General features: G+C 70.2%; 13 protein-coding genes. 5 read left to right on the top strand and 8 right to left on the bottom strand.

The genetic code is table 11. The features are described 5' to 3' along the window. On the top strand, nucleotides 1-938 hold a 938-nt coding region (locus ABZ434_RS25910), incomplete at its 5' end, for an HAD-IC family P-type ATPase (protein ID WP_359141464.1). A 545-nt stretch (nucleotides 939-1,483) separates the two neighbouring features. Here the strand turns inward: ABZ434_RS25910 and ABZ434_RS25905 are convergent. Continuing rightward, nucleotides 1,484-2,782, bottom strand: a complete 1,299-nt coding sequence (locus ABZ434_RS25905; RefSeq protein WP_136325360.1) for a citrate synthase — start codon at nucleotides 2,780-2,782, stop codon at nucleotides 1,484-1,486. Between the two features lie 366 nt (nucleotides 2,783-3,148). Then, entirely contained in the window at nucleotides 3,149-5,404 is a 2,256-nt protein-coding gene (locus ABZ434_RS25900; RefSeq protein WP_359141460.1) for an ATP-dependent RecD-like DNA helicase, read from the bottom strand. 204 nt (nucleotides 5,405-5,608) lie between these two features. Here ABZ434_RS25900 and ABZ434_RS25895 point away from each other — a divergent pair, with 204 nt between their 5' ends. Further along, on the top strand, nucleotides 5,609-6,139 hold the full coding sequence (locus ABZ434_RS25895; RefSeq protein WP_359141457.1) for a hypothetical protein: 531 nt from the start codon (nucleotides 5,609-5,611) through the stop codon (nucleotides 6,137-6,139). Nucleotides 6,140-6,285: 146 nt separating this feature from the next. Here the strand turns inward: ABZ434_RS25895 and ABZ434_RS25890 are convergent, their stop codons facing one another. Next, entirely contained in the window at nucleotides 6,286-6,933 is a 648-nt protein-coding gene (locus ABZ434_RS25890) for an NAD(P)H-binding protein (RefSeq protein WP_359141454.1), read from the bottom strand. 101 nt (nucleotides 6,934-7,034) lie between these two features. Between ABZ434_RS25890 and ABZ434_RS25885 the strand changes: the two genes are divergently transcribed. Further along, on the top strand, nucleotides 7,035-7,415 hold the full coding sequence (locus ABZ434_RS25885; RefSeq protein ID WP_359141451.1) for a helix-turn-helix domain-containing protein: 381 nt from the start codon (nucleotides 7,035-7,037) through the stop codon (nucleotides 7,413-7,415). Between the two features lie 31 nt (nucleotides 7,416-7,446). On the opposite strand, the gene ABZ434_RS25880 is transcribed toward ABZ434_RS25885, so the two are convergent. Continuing rightward, on the bottom strand, nucleotides 7,447-7,845 hold the full coding sequence (locus tag ABZ434_RS25880; RefSeq protein WP_359141449.1) for a VOC family protein: 399 nt from the start codon (nucleotides 7,843-7,845) through the stop codon (nucleotides 7,447-7,449). Between the two features lie 410 nt (nucleotides 7,846-8,255). On the opposite strand from ABZ434_RS25880, the gene ABZ434_RS25875 reads away from it, so the two are divergent. Next, nucleotides 8,256-9,299 (top strand): MarR family transcriptional regulator, encoded by a 1,044-nt coding sequence (locus tag ABZ434_RS25875; protein ID WP_359141447.1) that lies wholly within the window; start codon nucleotides 8,256-8,258, stop codon nucleotides 9,297-9,299. 505 nt (nucleotides 9,300-9,804) lie between these two features. Here ABZ434_RS25875 and ABZ434_RS25870 read toward each other — a convergent pair. From ABZ434_RS25870 to ABZ434_RS25855, 4 genes are all read right to left on the bottom strand, one after another. Further along, on the bottom strand, nucleotides 9,805-10,059 hold the full coding sequence (locus ABZ434_RS25870; RefSeq protein ID WP_359141444.1) for a hypothetical protein: 255 nt from the start codon (nucleotides 10,057-10,059) through the stop codon (nucleotides 9,805-9,807). 334 nt (nucleotides 10,060-10,393) lie between these two features. Continuing rightward, the gene (locus tag ABZ434_RS25865; RefSeq protein ID WP_359141442.1) at nucleotides 10,394-11,221 is read right to left on the bottom strand and encodes a sugar phosphate isomerase/epimerase family protein; all 828 of its coding nucleotides are present in this window, start codon (nucleotides 11,219-11,221) and stop codon (nucleotides 10,394-10,396) included. Next, on the bottom strand, nucleotides 11,218-12,363 hold the full coding sequence (locus ABZ434_RS25860; RefSeq protein WP_359141440.1) for a dihydrodipicolinate synthase family protein: 1,146 nt from the start codon (nucleotides 12,361-12,363) through the stop codon (nucleotides 11,218-11,220). The genes ABZ434_RS25865 and ABZ434_RS25860 overlap by 4 nt, the downstream gene beginning before the upstream one ends. Nucleotides 12,364-12,400: 37 nt before the next feature. After that, complete coding sequence (locus tag ABZ434_RS25855; protein WP_359141437.1) at nucleotides 12,401-13,552, bottom strand: Gfo/Idh/MocA family oxidoreductase; 1,152 nt, start codon at nucleotides 13,550-13,552, stop codon at nucleotides 12,401-12,403. 135 nt (nucleotides 13,553-13,687) lie between these two features. Between ABZ434_RS25855 and ABZ434_RS25850 the strand changes: the two genes are divergently transcribed. After that, entirely contained in the window at nucleotides 13,688-14,752 is a 1,065-nt protein-coding gene (locus tag ABZ434_RS25850) for a LacI family DNA-binding transcriptional regulator (protein ID WP_359141435.1), read from the top strand. Nucleotides 14,753-14,785: the final 33 nt, after the last annotated feature.

Below are 14,785 nucleotides of genomic sequence, written 5' to 3'. Positions count from 1 at the left end.
TCGACACCATCGTCCTCGACAAGACCGGCACCGTCACCACCGGAAAGATGACCCTCCACACCGTCCACACCACCCCCGGCACCACGGAGACCGACCTCCTGCGCCTCGCCGGAGCCCTGGAACACGCCTCCGAACACCCCATCGCCCAAGCCGTCGCCACCGGAGCCACCCACCGCACCACAACCCCCCTCCCCACCCCCGAGAACTTCACCAACATCCCCGGCCTCGGCGTCCAGGGCACCGTCGAGGGCCACACCGTCCTCGTCGGCCGCGAGACGCTGCTCACCGACGCCGGAATCGACATCCCCGAGGCTCTGGCCGCCGCGATGACGGAGGCGGCCGCCCGTGGCCGCACCGCGATCGCGGTCGCCTGGGACAAAGAGGCACGCGGTGCCCTCGAAGTCGCCGACGCGGTCAAGGAGACCAGCGCGGCCGCCGTCGCCGACCTCCGCGCGCTCGGCCTGACCCCGATCCTGCTGACCGGCGACAACCGGGCGGTGGCGGATTCCGTGGCCCGCGCGGTCGGGATCGACCACGTCCACGCCGAGGTGCTCCCCGAGGAGAAAGTGCACGTCATCGAGCGCCTGCAGGCACAGGGGCGGGCGGTCGCCATGGTGGGTGACGGGGTCAACGACGCGGCGGCACTGGCCACCGCGGACCTCGGACTGGCCATGGGCACGGGCACGGACGCCGCGATCGAGGCGAGCGATCTGACGCTCGTTCGTGGAGATCTCAAGGTGGCAGCCGATGCCATCCGGCTCTCCCGGCGCACCCTGGCCACCATCAAGGGCAACCTTTTCTGGGCATTCGGCTACAACGTTGTCGCCCTACCCCTTGCGGCATTTGGCCTGCTCAACCCTATGATTGCAGGAGCGGCGATGGCCTTCTCATCGGTCTTCGTCGTGACCAACAGCCTGCGCCTGCGGTCCTTCACGTAACTTCCACAAAGAGACTTAGATCACACCGGTTCAGGGGTAACCATTCGGTGGGTTCGCGAGTCTAAGAGTGCGATGCCAAAGGATGTCTTGGGGGACGTCCGACGGAGGGTCTTGGGGGACACTCCGGGCAAGCGTTGGCCGGGGCACGTGCACCGGGGAGCTTTGAGCGGCCCTCCCGTTTCGTACGTACCCCGGCAGACCGCAGGCGGCACGCGCAGGCGGCACGAGGAAAAGCGCAGGAAGCAGCAGTACCCGAGGAACCCAGGAGCTTCGGCTCCCACTGAACGCCCGGCCGGATCCCGTGGGGGGAATCCGCTCCGGGATATGGGAAGCGCCTCGTTGTCGGCCCGTGGGGGGATCGACGGCGAGGCGCTTCTCGCTTTCCGGCGGGAGCGCTCCCGTCCAACGGACACCGGGGCGCGGAGGGGGCCCGGCAAAGCAAATCGCCCCGGACACCGCGCTCTGTGCGAAAGCGCGGCAGTCGGGGCGAAGGCAACCGGCCGTCAGGCCGGGTCGTGCAGGGGTGGTGCGGGTCGGCCGGGGTGTCAGCGACCCTCGACCGGGACGAAGTCGCGCAGGACCTCGCCGGTGTAGATCTGGCGCGGACGGCCGATGCGGGAACCCGGCTCCTTGATCATCTCGTGCCACTGGGCGATCCAGCCCGGGAGCCGGCCGATGGCGAAGAGCACGGTGAACATCTCGCTCGGGAAGCCCATGGCCCGGTAGATCAGACCGGTGTAGAAGTCCACGTTGGGGTAGAGGTTGCGCGAGACGAAGTACTCGTCGTTGAGCGCGTGCTCCTCCAGCTTGAGCGCGATGTCGAGCAGCTCGTCGGACTTGCCGAGCGAGGACAGCACGTCATGGGCCGCGGCCTTGATGATCTTGGCGCGCGGGTCGAAGGACTTGTACACCCGGTGGCCGAAGCCCATCAGGCGGACGCCGTCCTCCTTGTTCTTCACCTTCTGGATGAAGCTGTCGACGTCGCCGCCGTTGGCCTGGATGCCCTCGAGCATCTCCAGCACCGACTGGTTGGCGCCACCGTGCAGCGGGCCCCACAGCGCCGAGATGCCGGCGGAGATCGAGGCGAACATGTTCGCCTGCGAGGAGCCGACCAGACGCACGGTGGAGGTCGAACAGTTCTGCTCGTGGTCCGCGTGCAGGATGAGCAGCTTCTCCAGCGCCGAGACGACGACCGGGTCCGGCACGTACTCCTGGGCGGGGACCGAGAAGGTCATGCGCAGGAAGTTCTCGACGTAGCCGAGGTCGTTGCGCGGGTAGACGAACGGGTGACCGATCGACTTCTTGTACGCGTACGCCGCGATGGTCGGCAGCTTGGCCAGCAGCCGGATCGTCGAGAGGTGACGCTGCTCCTCGTCGAACGGGTTGTGGCTGTCCTGGTAGAACGTGGACAGCGCGCTGACGACCGAGGACAGCATGGCCATCGGGTGGGCGTCACGCGGGAAGCCGTCGAAGAACCGCTTGACGTCCTCGTGCAGCAGCGTGTGCTGGGTGATCTCGTTCTTGAAGGCCGACAGCTCGTCGACCTTCGGAAGCTCACCGTTGATGAGCGTGTACGCGACTTCAAGGAACGTCGACTGCTCGGCGAGCTGCTCGATCGGGTAGCCGCGGTACCGCAGGATGCCCTGCTCGCCATCGAGGTAGGTGATGGCGGATTTATAGGCAGCGGTGTTGCCGTATCCGCTGTCCAGCGTCACCAGGCCGGTGTTCGCCCGGAGCTTCCCGATGTCGAAGCCCTTGTCGCCGACGGTGCTGTCGATCACCGGGTAGGTGTACTCGCCATCGCCGTACCGCAGTACTACAGCGTTGTTGGTGTGCTCGCTCACGTCATCCCTCACCGACGTAGTGCCTCTTCTTCGAGGTTCCCTGACTGTCTCCACCCTCCCCCATTTGGCTCAGGAGAGTGCACTCGGGGTCGTCCATTGGACCTACTCGCGGCACTGAGTGCCGCGAACTTATTCATCCTGCCCCCTTGACTGCGGTTGCGGAAGACCTCCGTGATGTTTCCCACCGATTTGATCGATCATTTTTTGGAGGGTCCGGCAATCGGGGGACGGATGAAGGAGCGGGGCTGGGTGCGTGCGGCTGCAAGGCGGAGGATTGAGGCATGGCGGAGCCATGGTGATTGACGACAACGCGGCAGATGTGCGTGCCCAGCCCCGCGACGCCGTACCCCGATTGCCGGACCCTCCTCAGGCGGATCCTCCTTCGGTGCCTCCACGCAGCCGGTAATCCAGCGCCGTACACCGTCTGCCTGCGGAAACCGTGCGGACCGCCTGACCGATCGCCTGGCGGGAGCCGACCAGCACGACCAGCTTCTTCGCCCTCGTCACGGCGGTGTACAGCAGGTTCCGCTGGAGCATCATCCAGGCGCTCTTCGTCACGGGGATGACGACGGCCGGGTACTCGCTGCCCTGGGAGCGATGGATCGTCATGGCGTACGCGTGGGACAGCTCGTCGAGCTCGTCGAAGTCGTAGGAGATCTCCTCGTCCTCGTCCGTCAGTACGCTCAGCCGCTGTTCGTCCAGGTCGAGAGCGGTGACGACGCCGACGGTCCCGTTGAAGACACCGTTCTCCCCCTTGTCATAGTTGTTGCGGATCTGGGTGACCTTGTCCCCTACGCGGAACACCCGGCCGCCGAACCTCTTCTCCGGCAGACCGGGGCGGCCCGGGGTGATGGCCTGCTGGAGCAGTCCGTTGAGATGCCCCGCCCCGGCAGGGCCGCGGTGCATCGGCGCGAGCACCTGCACGTCCCGGCGCGGGTTCAACCCGAACTTGGCCGGGATGCGGCGGGCCGCCACGTCCACCGCGAGCACCCCGGCGTCCTCCGTCTCGTCCTCCACGAAGAGGAAGAAGTCGCTGAGCCCCTGGGTGAGGGGCGGTACGCCGGAGTTGATCCGGTGGGCGTTGGTGACGACGCCGGACTGCTGGGCCTGGCGGAAGATCGTGGTCAGCCGGACCGCCGGCACCGGGCTGCCGTCGGCGAGCAGATCCCGCAGCACCTCCCCCGCGCCGACCGACGGCAGCTGGTCCACGTCGCCGACGAGCAGCAGATGGGCGCCGGGCGCCACGGCCTTGACCAGCTTGTTGGCGAGCAGGAGATCGAGCATGGACGCCTCGTCGACGACGACGAGATCGGCGTCGAGCGGACGGTCCCGGTCGTACGCCGCGTCGCCGCCCGGCTTGAGCTCCAGCAGCCGGTGCACGGTGGACGCCTCGGCCCCCGTCAGCTCGGAGAGCCGCTTGGCCGCCCGTCCGGTGGGCGCGGCAAGCACCACCTTCGCCTTCTTCGCACGGGCCAGCTCCACGATCGACCGGACCGTGAACGACTTCCCGCAGCCGGGCCCCCCGGTCAGCACGGCCACCTTCCGGCTGAGTGCCAGCCGCACGGCGGCCTCCTGCTCGGGCGCCAGCGTCGCGCCGGTACGGCCCGCGAGCCACTTCAGTGCCGCGTCCCAGTCCACGTCCCCGAAGGCCGGCATCCGCTCCTCCGGCGTCCGCAGCAGCCGTCGCACCTGGGCGGCCAGCGCGATCTCGGCCCGGTGGAAGGGCACCAGGTAGACGGCCGTGATCGGCTCACCGCCCTCGGGCGACGGCACCTTCTCCCGTACGACGCCCTCCGGCTCGGCGGCGAGCTCGGCCAGGCACTCGATGACGAGCCCGGTGTCGACCTGGAGGAGCTTGACCGCGTCCGCGATGAGCCGCTCCTCGGGCAGGAAGCAGTGCCCCTGATCGCTGGACTGCGACAGCGCGTACTGCAGCCCCGCCTTGACCCGCTCCGGGCTGTCGTGCGGAATGCCCACGGCCTGGGCGATCCGGTCCGCGGTGAGGAAGCCGATGCCCCAGACGTCGGCGGCCAGCCGGTAGGGCTGGTTCTTCACGACGGAGATCGAGGCGTCCTCGTACTTCTTGTAGATGCGGACGGCGATGGAGGTCGAGACGCCGACGCTCTGGAGGAAGATCATGACCTCCTTGATCGCCTTCTGTTCCTCCCACGCGGCGGCGATCATCTTCGTCCGCTTCGGCCCGAGCCCGGGGACCTCGACCAGGCGCTTCGGCTGCTGCTCGATGATGTCGAGGGTGTCCACGCCGAAGTGGGTGGTGATCCGGTCGGCCATGACGGGGCCGATGCCCTTGATCAGTCCCGAGCCGAGGTAGCGGCGGATGCCCTGGATGGTGGCGGGGAGGACCGTCGTGTAGTTCTCGACGGTGAACTGCTTGCCGTACTGCGAGTGGGAGCTCCAGCGCCCCTCCATCCGCAGCGACTCCCCGGGCTGCGCGCCGAGCAGCGAACCGACGACGGTGAGCAGGTCGTTGCTCCCCCGCCCGGTGTCGACGCGCGCGACCGTGTACCCGTTCTCCTCGTTGGCGTACGTGATCCGCTCGAGTACGCCTTCCAGGACGGCCAGGTTCGGCGTCGAGGAGGTCGTGGACGACGTGGTGGCCATGCCCGTGACGGTACCGGGCGGGGCTGACATCGGGTGGGCCGCTCCGGTGGCGGACACGATCGCCGCGTCGCCGTCATGTGCGGTGACGTACCCGGCGGACGAGGCATCGTCTCCGGAACCATCCCGCTGACCGGAAGAGGCGACGGAGAAGGCACCGAGGACGTTCGTGTCGGGCTTGTCAGAGGCGGTGGTTACGCTGCGGGCATGAACAGCAAGACGTGGGATGCCCTGGCGGCGACCCCCCTCCCGGAAGTCCGGCGCCGCGCGGCCGTCATGGACGAGCTCGCCCAGGTCGAACCGGTGACGGTGACCGGTGCACACCGTCTGGCCTGGAACGACCGCGGCGGCCAGTCCGCGGTCTGGTACTTCGCGGAGGACGGCCGCGTGCTGCTGCTGACGTTCGACCACGAGTCGGATCTGAATCTGTACGCCGAGGAAGATTTCGCCCTTCAGGAGTCCCTCTACGAGGGCGTCCCCGAGTCCCTGGTCGCCCTGGTCCGCGACCGTCCCGAGAACTACGAGTCGCTGAACCTCACGGACTCCGCGACGGGCCGGACGATTCACTACGCGGGCGGTGTCTTCTGGTACGACGGCACGCACTGGCACGTGTCCGACGGCCTGGCGGAACACTGCCGCCGCGAGGACGTGGACCTCTTCAACGAGTCAGGCTTCGACTACTGCCTGCGCGGCTACCTCTTCGGCGGTGACTTCGCCGCCCCGGAGGCCTCCTCGTAGGAGTCCGGGAGATACGAGGACGGCTCCGGACAAGGCACCAGGGCCGCTCCGACTGGCCGCTCTTACCTGGCCGCTCTTACCTGGCCGCTCCGACTGGCCTCTCCGACTGGCCTCTCTTGCCCGGCCGCTCTTACCTGGCCGCTCTGTCAGCCCGCCACCGCGGTGAGCGAGCGGTGGTGCTTCGGCGTCTCGATCTCGTCGATCAGGGCAACCGCCAGGTCCGCGTAGGAGAAGGACGGAGCGCCGTCGGCCAACACCTGCTCGCCACCCGTCCGGTACCGGCCGGTGCGCGGGGCCTTGTGGTCCAGCATCACGGGCGGCGGGGCGATGACCAGCCAGTCGATGTCCGTCTCGGCGGCGCGGAGCGCGTCGAGTTCCGCGGTGTGGCCGAGCGAGAAGGCCCGCGCCTCCGCCGGGAAGCCGGGGGCGTCATGGACCGCGACGCCGGGGGCGGTCTCCAGCGTGCTTCCGATCCCGATCAGGACCAGCCGGCCCACGCCCGCACGGGCCAGGCCGTCCAGCAGGGCGTGGGCGGCGCTCACGTAGAACTCGTCCGAGGGCATGTCCAGCCGGCCCGCGGCGCTGATCGCCGCGTCGTGCTCCGCAGCGACCTCGGCGACGCTGTCCGCCCGGGTGACGTCACCGGCGACCACGCTCACACCGGCGCCCAAGTCCCCGTACTTGTCCGGATCCCGCACCACCGCGGTCACTTGGTGCCCACGCGCCACAGCCTCCGCGACCGCCCGCCTGCCGGCCCGTCCGCCCGCTCCGAAAACGACGATTCTGCTGCTCATGGGGTTCCCCTCACCAAGGCCCGCGGACCGCCGGCCGATGCAGCGGACGCTAGCCCCGCACCCCATGGTTTCCGCAACGATAGTTACGTACGCTCACGAGGGTGAGCCAACCACTTGATCCCGAAATATTCACGGACTGTTCCCACGCCACCTCGCCGCTCCGACTCGGCGGCAAGTGGACCGCGAAGATCATCAGGTGCCTGGAGGACGGCCCCCGCCGCTTCTCCGAACTGGAGGTCCCGCTGCGCGGCATCACACCGAAGGTGCTGACCGAGACCCTGCGGTCGATGGAGCGCGACGGACTCCTCACCCGTACGGTCGGCGGCGGAGTCCCGCCCAGGGTGGACTACGAACTGAGCGTGCTCGGGCGGACGTTGCTCGCACCGATGGCGGCCTGTTGCGCGTGGGCGGCGGAGCATCTGCCCGAACTGGAGGGCGCGCGGGAGTCGTACGGGGGCCCCGCGCGCAGCTCCGCTTCGTGAGGGACTCCCCCTCGGGACGGTGCCGGGCGGATCAGACCGTCGGCCTGTCGCCACCGCTCGGCGCGTGACTCAGGTCCACGACGCAGAAGATGTTGCCGTCCGGATCGGCGAGCACCACGAAGTCGGGGTCGGGCGGGTAGTGGTCCCAGTCGACGGTTCGCGCGCCGAGACCGACCAGCCGCCGGACCTCCGCCTGCTGCTCCTCGGCCGTGTCCGTGAAGAGGTCGAGGTGGAGACGGGGGTGCGGCTCGACCGGGGAAGCGCTGCGCAACAGGCCAAGGGCTCGGGCGGAGCCGTCGGGGTGAACGAGCGTCCGCCAGGTCTCGCTCTTCCACTCCTCGGCGGCGACCAGGTTCAACGCCGCGGTCCAGAAGGCCACTGCGCGGGGAAGGTCCGTGACACCGATGACGGGGATTCCTAGTCTCAGCATGAGCGCGAGCCTAGTGGCTGCCCCGTACCCACCCTTGTTACGAGAGCAGTCGGCTGCGACCACCGCCGGAGCTCGGAGCTCGGAGCTCTCCGGCTTCGAACGCAGTGCGGACCTGTTCACTCTCTCGTGGGTACGGGAAGGAGCGCGGGCCCGACGCTTGAGCTCCGGGATTCGAGGGTCGAGGGGCAAGCTCCGAGATTCGAGCGGTCCAGTTACCCGGAAGGAAAAGAAGGGTTTGGGCAAACCCTCCCCACCTACCTGACCCGTAACGCTCAGCAAGTGTGACTATTCGTGATCAAGTTGCGGCGTGCTGTCACGGCTGCATACGTTGCCCTCAACAAATCGACCCCGACACGGTGTTGTTAGCGCCGGCCGGGGTCTCACCCCAAGATCGATCGGACCTCGACCCCGTGGCTACCGAGAAGCTTAGCCCTGCCCTGCGCGCACCCGCAGTTTCGCGCCCGTACACCAAAGCCAACCCCAGTTACGGCAAGCGCGCCGCACCCGACCAACGCCCGCCCGGCGCACACGACTTCGCGCTGCTCCCGGCACGGGAGCGGTACGTCGCCGGGTACGTCGACCGGCTTCCCGACGGAAGCGCCATGGACATCAAGTCGCTGGCCAAGGCGCTCCCCCTGTACGGCCAGATGGCCGTCGGCAGCGCCCTCCGAGCCCTGAGCACAGCCGGTCACCTGCGTCGCGTCCGCTGCCAGGTCGTCGACGCGGACAGCCAGAGCCGCTGGGTCACCCGAACCTTCTGGTCCCGTACCGCACGCGACAGCGAGTGGTGGAACGCCTTCGCCCATGCCGGGGCTGCCCCGCCGCCCCGGTCCGCCGCGCCATCGAATGAGCCCGCGGCTGAAGAGGTCCGGACAGGTCAAGCCGAGCCGGTGCGGCCACCCGAGCGCCCGCAGCCCGCTCCCGCTCCTGCCCCGCCTGCCACACCCCTCGTGCCCCAGCAGCGGTCCGTGACCGAGGGGAGCCCGGCCGCGCCCTCGCCCGCGTACCTCGCCCTGGCCCAACTCGGCCGCAGGGAGCCCCGGCTGACTCTGTCGGCCGCTGACTGCACGGTGCTCGAAGAGCTGGCTTCCGCATGGCTGGACCGGGGCGTGAACACGGACTACCTCACCCAGGCCCTCACCGCTGGACTCCCCGCGCAGGTCGACTCCCCCGTCGGCTTCGTACGCCGTCGACTCATCGACAAAGTCCCGCCCGCGCTGCCGGTGGCTGTGTCACATCGGGTACCGGACAACCCGGTTCGCCGCCTCATGATGGAGTGCACCGAATGCGGTGCACCCGGCCCGCCCGAAGCCCTCCCCGACGGCCTCTGCCGCGCCTGCCGGACGCCTGCCCAGGTCACCGCCGACGCCCCGGAGACCATCACCGAAGCACCCGTCGAGCGCGACATCAACGCGCTGGTCGGCAACCTCCGCAATCTGATGCGGGCACCCTGACTCTGCCCCCGTCTACTCGTCGAGTACGTGCGCGGCCCCGCAGAAGCCCGAGGGTTTCCCCCTCGCCATCGAAGAGCGGATCAGGCTGCCAGGTGGCCGGGTGGCCGGACTGACGGAACAGTGCGGCCAAGCCATGCGCAAGCGGCCGGTTCCAGGCGATCCGAACCCCCTGCGCCGCCTTGCTGTACTGGCCCCGATCTGCGGCGAAGCGCCACAACTCGACCGACTGCGGACGCGCCGTCGCTCGGTGGAGTGCGGCCACGGGCGTGCCGCCGCGCCCTTCCGATCCTCCTCGGAAGCCTGCTCCCCTTCCCGCGTGTACACCTTCCGCGGGAGGCGGACGAGGGACTCGACGGGAAGGCTCCTGCCGAGGGAGGAGCCGGGCGGTGGACGGGCGCCGTCCCGGCCCGGGCGCGGCGCGCCTCGGCGCCGCCCCGATGCCGGACCCTGACGGGCTGACGGATCCGCCGGCCCTCGACGGGGCGGGCGCGCCCGGTACGCGGTCTCAGTCGGTCCCGGCGGTGCGCAGTTCCTCGACGGCGGCCTGATAGGCGTCCGAAGCGCGGGCGAAGTAGTCGCACAGTACGGCGAGTTGCTCGGGCGTGTAGTCCGCCAGGAGCTCACCGATGCGCTGCCGGGCGGGCGCCATCGCCCTGTCCAGGCCCGCGGGTTTACCGACGGGCTCGACGATCACCTTGCGCCGGTCGTCGGGGGACGGCGCCCGACGCACGTCGTCGCGGCAGCCCTGCGCGCCCTGCACAAGAAGAGCGGTCCGACCACGGTGCCGGGCAGGGCCAACCGTCTCCTCACCCTGGCGGCCCGCTTCCTCCCCCGCCGCGGGACCCTCGCCCTGCTCGCCGACGACCGCCCGGCGCGGACCAGCCCCGCGTAGTGCCCCGGACAGCGAAACGGGGCCCGGTCTCCCGACCGGACCCCTCTCGCTCTCCCCCATGTCAGGGCTTCCCCATCCCCCCGGATACCCCCCGGAAGCTCCTGACTACAGATACGACCGCGCAGAGCCCGGAAGGGTTGCACGCCCGAACCAAGTTTTTTGCCCCGGGGGCCGGTTCGGCGGGATGCGCCTGCTCAGGGAGTCAGCAGGCGTGCTCCCCGTACCGCGCGGCGACCTCGGCCAGGACCTCGGCGCCGTCACGCGCCCACAGGTCCTCGTTGAAGATCTCCACCTCGATGGGGCCGTCGAAGCCGGTGGCCTCCACCGCCGTGCGGAAGGCACGGAAGTCCACGCTTCCGTCGCCCAGTTGACCGCGGCCCAGCAGGACGCCCGCCGGGAGCGGGGTGATCCAGTCCGCGAGCTGGAAGGAGTGGATCCGGCCCGCCGCGCCCGCGCGGGCGATCTGGGCGGGCGCCCGGTCGTCCCACCAGAGGTGGTACGTGTCGACGACCACACCGACCTGATCGGCCGGGAAGCGTTCCGCGATGTCCAGGGCCTGGGAGAGGGTGGAGACCACGCAGCGGTCCGAGGCGAACATCGGGTGCAGAGGCTCGATGGCCAGCCGTACACCCCGTTCGGCCGCGTACGGGGCCAGTTCGGCCAGGGCGTCCGCGATGCGTTCGCGGGCGCCGTACAGGTCCTTGCTGCCCTCCGGGAGGCCGCCCGAGACCAGGACCAGGGTGTCCGTGGACAGGCCCGCCGCCTCGTCGAGTGCCGCGCGGTTGTCGTCCAGGGCGCGGGCCCGCTCGGCCGGGTCGAGGGCGGTGAAGAAGCCGCCCCGGCAGAGGCTGGTGACCGACAGGCCGGAGTCGGAGAGGAGCCGGGCCGTGGCCTCGACGCCGTACTCCTGGACGGGGGCCCGCCACAGGCCGACCTTGTCGATGCCCGCCTTCACGCAGCCCTCGGCCAGTTCGGGCAGCGACCACTGCTTGATGGTCTCCTGGTTGATGGAAAGACGGCCGTCGCTCATCGGGTGCCTCCGTTGACCGTGAGGAACGCGCGCATCCGGGACTCGGCCCGTTCCGGATCGGGGAACAGACCGAGGCCGTCCGCCAGTTCGTACGCCTTCGCCAGGTGCGGCAGGGAGCGTGCCGACTGCAGGCCGCCCACCATCGTGAAGTGGTCCTGGTGACCGGCCAGCCAGGCGAGGAACACCACGCCCGTCTTGTAGTAGCGGGTCGGTGCCTGGAAGAGGTGCCGGGACAACTCGACCGTGGGGTCGAGGAGTTCGCGGAACCCCTTCGTGTCGCCCGTGTCCAGGACCCGCACCGCGTGCGCGGCCAGGGGCCCGAGCGGGTCGAAGATGCCGAGCAGCGCGTGACTGAAGCCGCGGTCGTCACCGGCGATCAGTTCGGGGTAGTTGAAGTCGTCCCCGGTGTAGCAGCGGACCCCGCTAGGGAGACGGCGGCGGACATCGATCTCGCGCTCCGCGTCGAGGAGGGACATCTTGATGCCGTCGACCTTGTCCGGGTGTTCCGCGATGACCTGGAGGAACGTGTCGGTGGCCGCGTCCAGGTCCGTGGAGCCCCAGTAGCCGTCCAGTGCCGGGTCGAACATCGGGCCCAGCCAGTGCAGGACGACCGGCTCGGTGGCCTGGCGCAGGAGGTGCGCGTACGTCTCCAGGTAGTCCTGCGGGCTCTTCGCCGCGGCGGCGAGCGCGCGGGAGGCCATCAGGATGGCCTGGGCGCCGCTCTCCTCGACGAGCGCGAGCTGCTCCTCGTACGCGGACCGCACCTCGGCGAGCGTGGCCGGGCCGGCGGGGAGCTGGTCGGTGCCGACGCCGCAGGCGATGCGGCCGCCGACCGACTTCGCCTCGGCGGCCGAGCGGCGGATGAGCTCGGCCGCGCCGGCCCAGTCCAGGCCCATGCCGCGCTGAGCGGTGTCCATCGCCTCGGCGACGCCCAGGCCGTGCGACCAGAGGTGGCGGCGGAAGGCGAGGGTGGCGTCCCAGTCGACGGCGGCCGGGGCGTCGGGGCTGATGTCGGCGTACGGGTCGGCGACGACATGCGCGGCGGAGAAGACCGTACGCGAGGCCAGGGGCGCCTCGCCGGGTGCGAGGGCGAGCGGGGTGGTGCGGGGCTCGTACGGGCCCTGGGGAAGGTGGATCGTCATGAGGTCAACTCCGGCGTCGCCTGCGACAGGTGGCTGGTCACAGGGTCAGCTCCGGGACCTCGAAGCGGCGGCCCTCGGCGGAGGACCTCAGGCCGAGCTCGGCGAGCTGGACACCGCGGGCACCGGCCATCAGGTCCCAGGTGTAGGGCTCGTCGAGCACGATGTGGCGCAGGAACAGTTCCCACTGGGCCTTGAAGCCGTTGTCGAAGACCGCGTTGTCCGGGACTTCCTGCCACTGGTCGCGGAAGGACTCGGTGACCGGCAGGTCCGGGTTCCAGACCGGCTTGGGGGTGGCCGAGCGGTGCTGGACGCGGCAGTTGCGCAGGCCCGCGACGGCAGAGCCGTGGGTGCCGTCGACCTGGAACTCGACGAGCTCGTCGCGGTTGACGCGGACCGTCCAGGAGGAGTTGATCTGTGCGACGGCGCCGCCCTCCAGCTGGAAGATGCCGTACGCGGCGTCGTCCGCGGTCGCGGCGTACGGCTTGCCGTGCTCGTCCCAGCGCTCGGGGACGTGCGTCTGGACGTGGGCCTGGACGGTGGTCACCCGGCCGAACAGCTCGTGGAGCACGTACTCCCAGTGCGGGAACATGTCGACGACGATGCCGCCGCCGTCCTCGGAGCGGTAGTTCCACGACGGGCGCTGGGCCTCCTGCCAGTCGCCTTCGAAGACCCAGTACCCGAACTCCCCGCGCACGGACAGGATCTCGCCGAAGAAGCCGCCGTCGATGAGGCGCTTCAGCTTCAGCAGGCCCGGCAGGAAGATCTTGTCCTGGACGACGCCGTGCTTGATGCCGGCGTCGCGGGCGAGGCGGGCGAGGTCGAGGGCGCCCTCGACGTCGGTGGCGGTGGGCTTCTCGGTGTAGATGTGCTTGCCGGCCGCGATGGCCTTCTTGATCGCCTCCACCCGGGCCGAGGTGACCTGGGCGTCGAAGTAGATGTCGATGGTGTCGTCGGCGAGGACCGCGTCCAGGTCGGTCGACCACTCGGTCAGGCCGTGCTGCTCGGCGAGTGCCTCCAGCGCGTGGGCGCGGCGGCCGACGAGGACCGGCTCGGGCCACAGCACATCGCCGTTGCCGAGATCGAGGCCGCCCTGCTCGCGGATCGCGAGGACCGAGCGCACCAGGTGCTGCCGGTATCCCATGCGACCCGTGACGCCGTTCATGGCGATGCGCACTGTCCTGCGTGTCACGAAAGTTCCTCCATACAGCCGTAGCAAGCGCTTTCTATGCGGTATGACGCTAGCCTGCCGACAGCGGCCTGGACAAGAGGGGGCGCGCTGATTGGTTTGGTCCACTCCCCCTCACCACTCCTCGGAGGAAATGCGATGACAGTCACCCTGGCGGACGTGGCGGCTCGCGCCCGGGTGTCCCCGGCCACCGTCTCCCGCGTGCTGAACGGCAACTACCCGGTGGCCGCGTCCACCCGGGAGCGGGTCCTGCGTGCGGTGGACGACCTGGACTACGTACTCAACGGGCCCGCGAGTTCGCTCGCCGCGGCCACGTCCGACCTGATCGGGATTCTGGTCAACGACATCGCCGACCCGTTCTTCGGGATCATGGCGGGCGCGGCCCAGACGGAGATCGGCGGCCCGGGCGACGGTTCGGGCCGGGCGGGCGGCGAGAAACTCGCGATCGTCTGCAACACCGGCGGCACCCCGGAGCGCGAGCTCACCTACCTGACCCTGCTCCAGCGCCAGCGCGCCGCCGCGGTCGTCCTCACCGGCGGCGCGGTCGAGGACCCGGCCCACCAGCTGGCGATGTCCGCGAAGTTGGCGAGGCTCGCGGACGCCGGCACCCGGGTGGTGCTGTGCGGGCGGCCCCCGCTGGCCGACAACACCTCCGTGGTGGCCGCGCTGGCCTTCGACAACCGGGGCGGCGGGCGGCGCCTCACGGAGCACCTGCTCTCGCTGGGCCACCGCGACATCGGCTACGTCGCGGGCCCGGTGGAGCGGACCACGACCCGTCACCGGCTGGAGGGCCACCGCGACGCGATGAAGGCCGTGGGGCTCGTGGGCGACGAGGAGCGGCTCACCGTGCACGGCTCGTACGACCGGCGCTCCGGCTACGACGCCACCGTCGAACTCCTGCGCCGCGAACCGGGGATCACCGCCGTGGTCGCGGCGAACGACACGGTCGCCCTGGGCGCCGCCGCGGCGATCCGCGACCGCGGACTGCGGATCCCCGAGGACATCTCGGTGGCCGGCTTCGACGACCTGCCGTTCTCCGTGGACGCGGTCCCGGCCCTGACGACCGTGCGGCTGCCGCTCTTCGAGGCGGGCGCCCGGGCGGGCCGGCTGGCGACGGGCAAGGAGGCACCGCCGCCGGGCGGCATCGCCACGATCGCCGCGGAGCTGATGGTGCGCGGGTCGACGGCGGCACCCCGGGGGTGATGCACACCCCGGACCGGGGTACGCGCTGTACGT

This window comes from Streptomyces sp. NPDC005761, from assembly GCF_040630635.1.
Taxonomy (GTDB): domain Bacteria; phylum Actinomycetota; class Actinomycetes; order Streptomycetales; family Streptomycetaceae; genus Streptomyces.
The sequence above is the reverse complement of the archived record's forward strand: the minus strand, read 5'-3'. Positions and strand labels throughout refer to the sequence as shown.

Excerpts from the sequence above, each read along its gene's own strand:
- ABZ434_RS25900 (WP_359141460.1), bottom strand. The coding sequence starts at position 5,404 with ATGGCCACCACGTCGTCCACGACCTCCTCGACGCCGAACCTGGCCGTC.
- ABZ434_RS25895 (WP_359141457.1), top strand. The coding sequence starts at position 5,609 with ATGAACAGCAAGACGTGGGATGCCCTGGCGGCGACCCCCCTCCCGGAA.
- ABZ434_RS25890 (WP_359141454.1), bottom strand. The coding sequence starts at position 6,933 with ATGAGCAGCAGAATCGTCGTTTTCGGAGCGGGCGGACGGGCCGGCAGG.
- ABZ434_RS25880 (WP_359141449.1), bottom strand. The coding sequence starts at position 7,845 with ATGCTGAGACTAGGAATCCCCGTCATCGGTGTCACGGACCTTCCCCGC.
- ABZ434_RS25865 (WP_359141442.1), bottom strand. The coding sequence starts at position 11,221 with ATGAGCGACGGCCGTCTTTCCATCAACCAGGAGACCATCAAGCAGTGG.
- ABZ434_RS25860 (WP_359141440.1), bottom strand. The coding sequence starts at position 12,363 with ATGACGATCCACCTTCCCCAGGGCCCGTACGAGCCCCGCACCACCCCG.
- ABZ434_RS25850 (WP_359141435.1), top strand. The coding sequence starts at position 13,688 with ATGACAGTCACCCTGGCGGACGTGGCGGCTCGCGCCCGGGTGTCCCCG.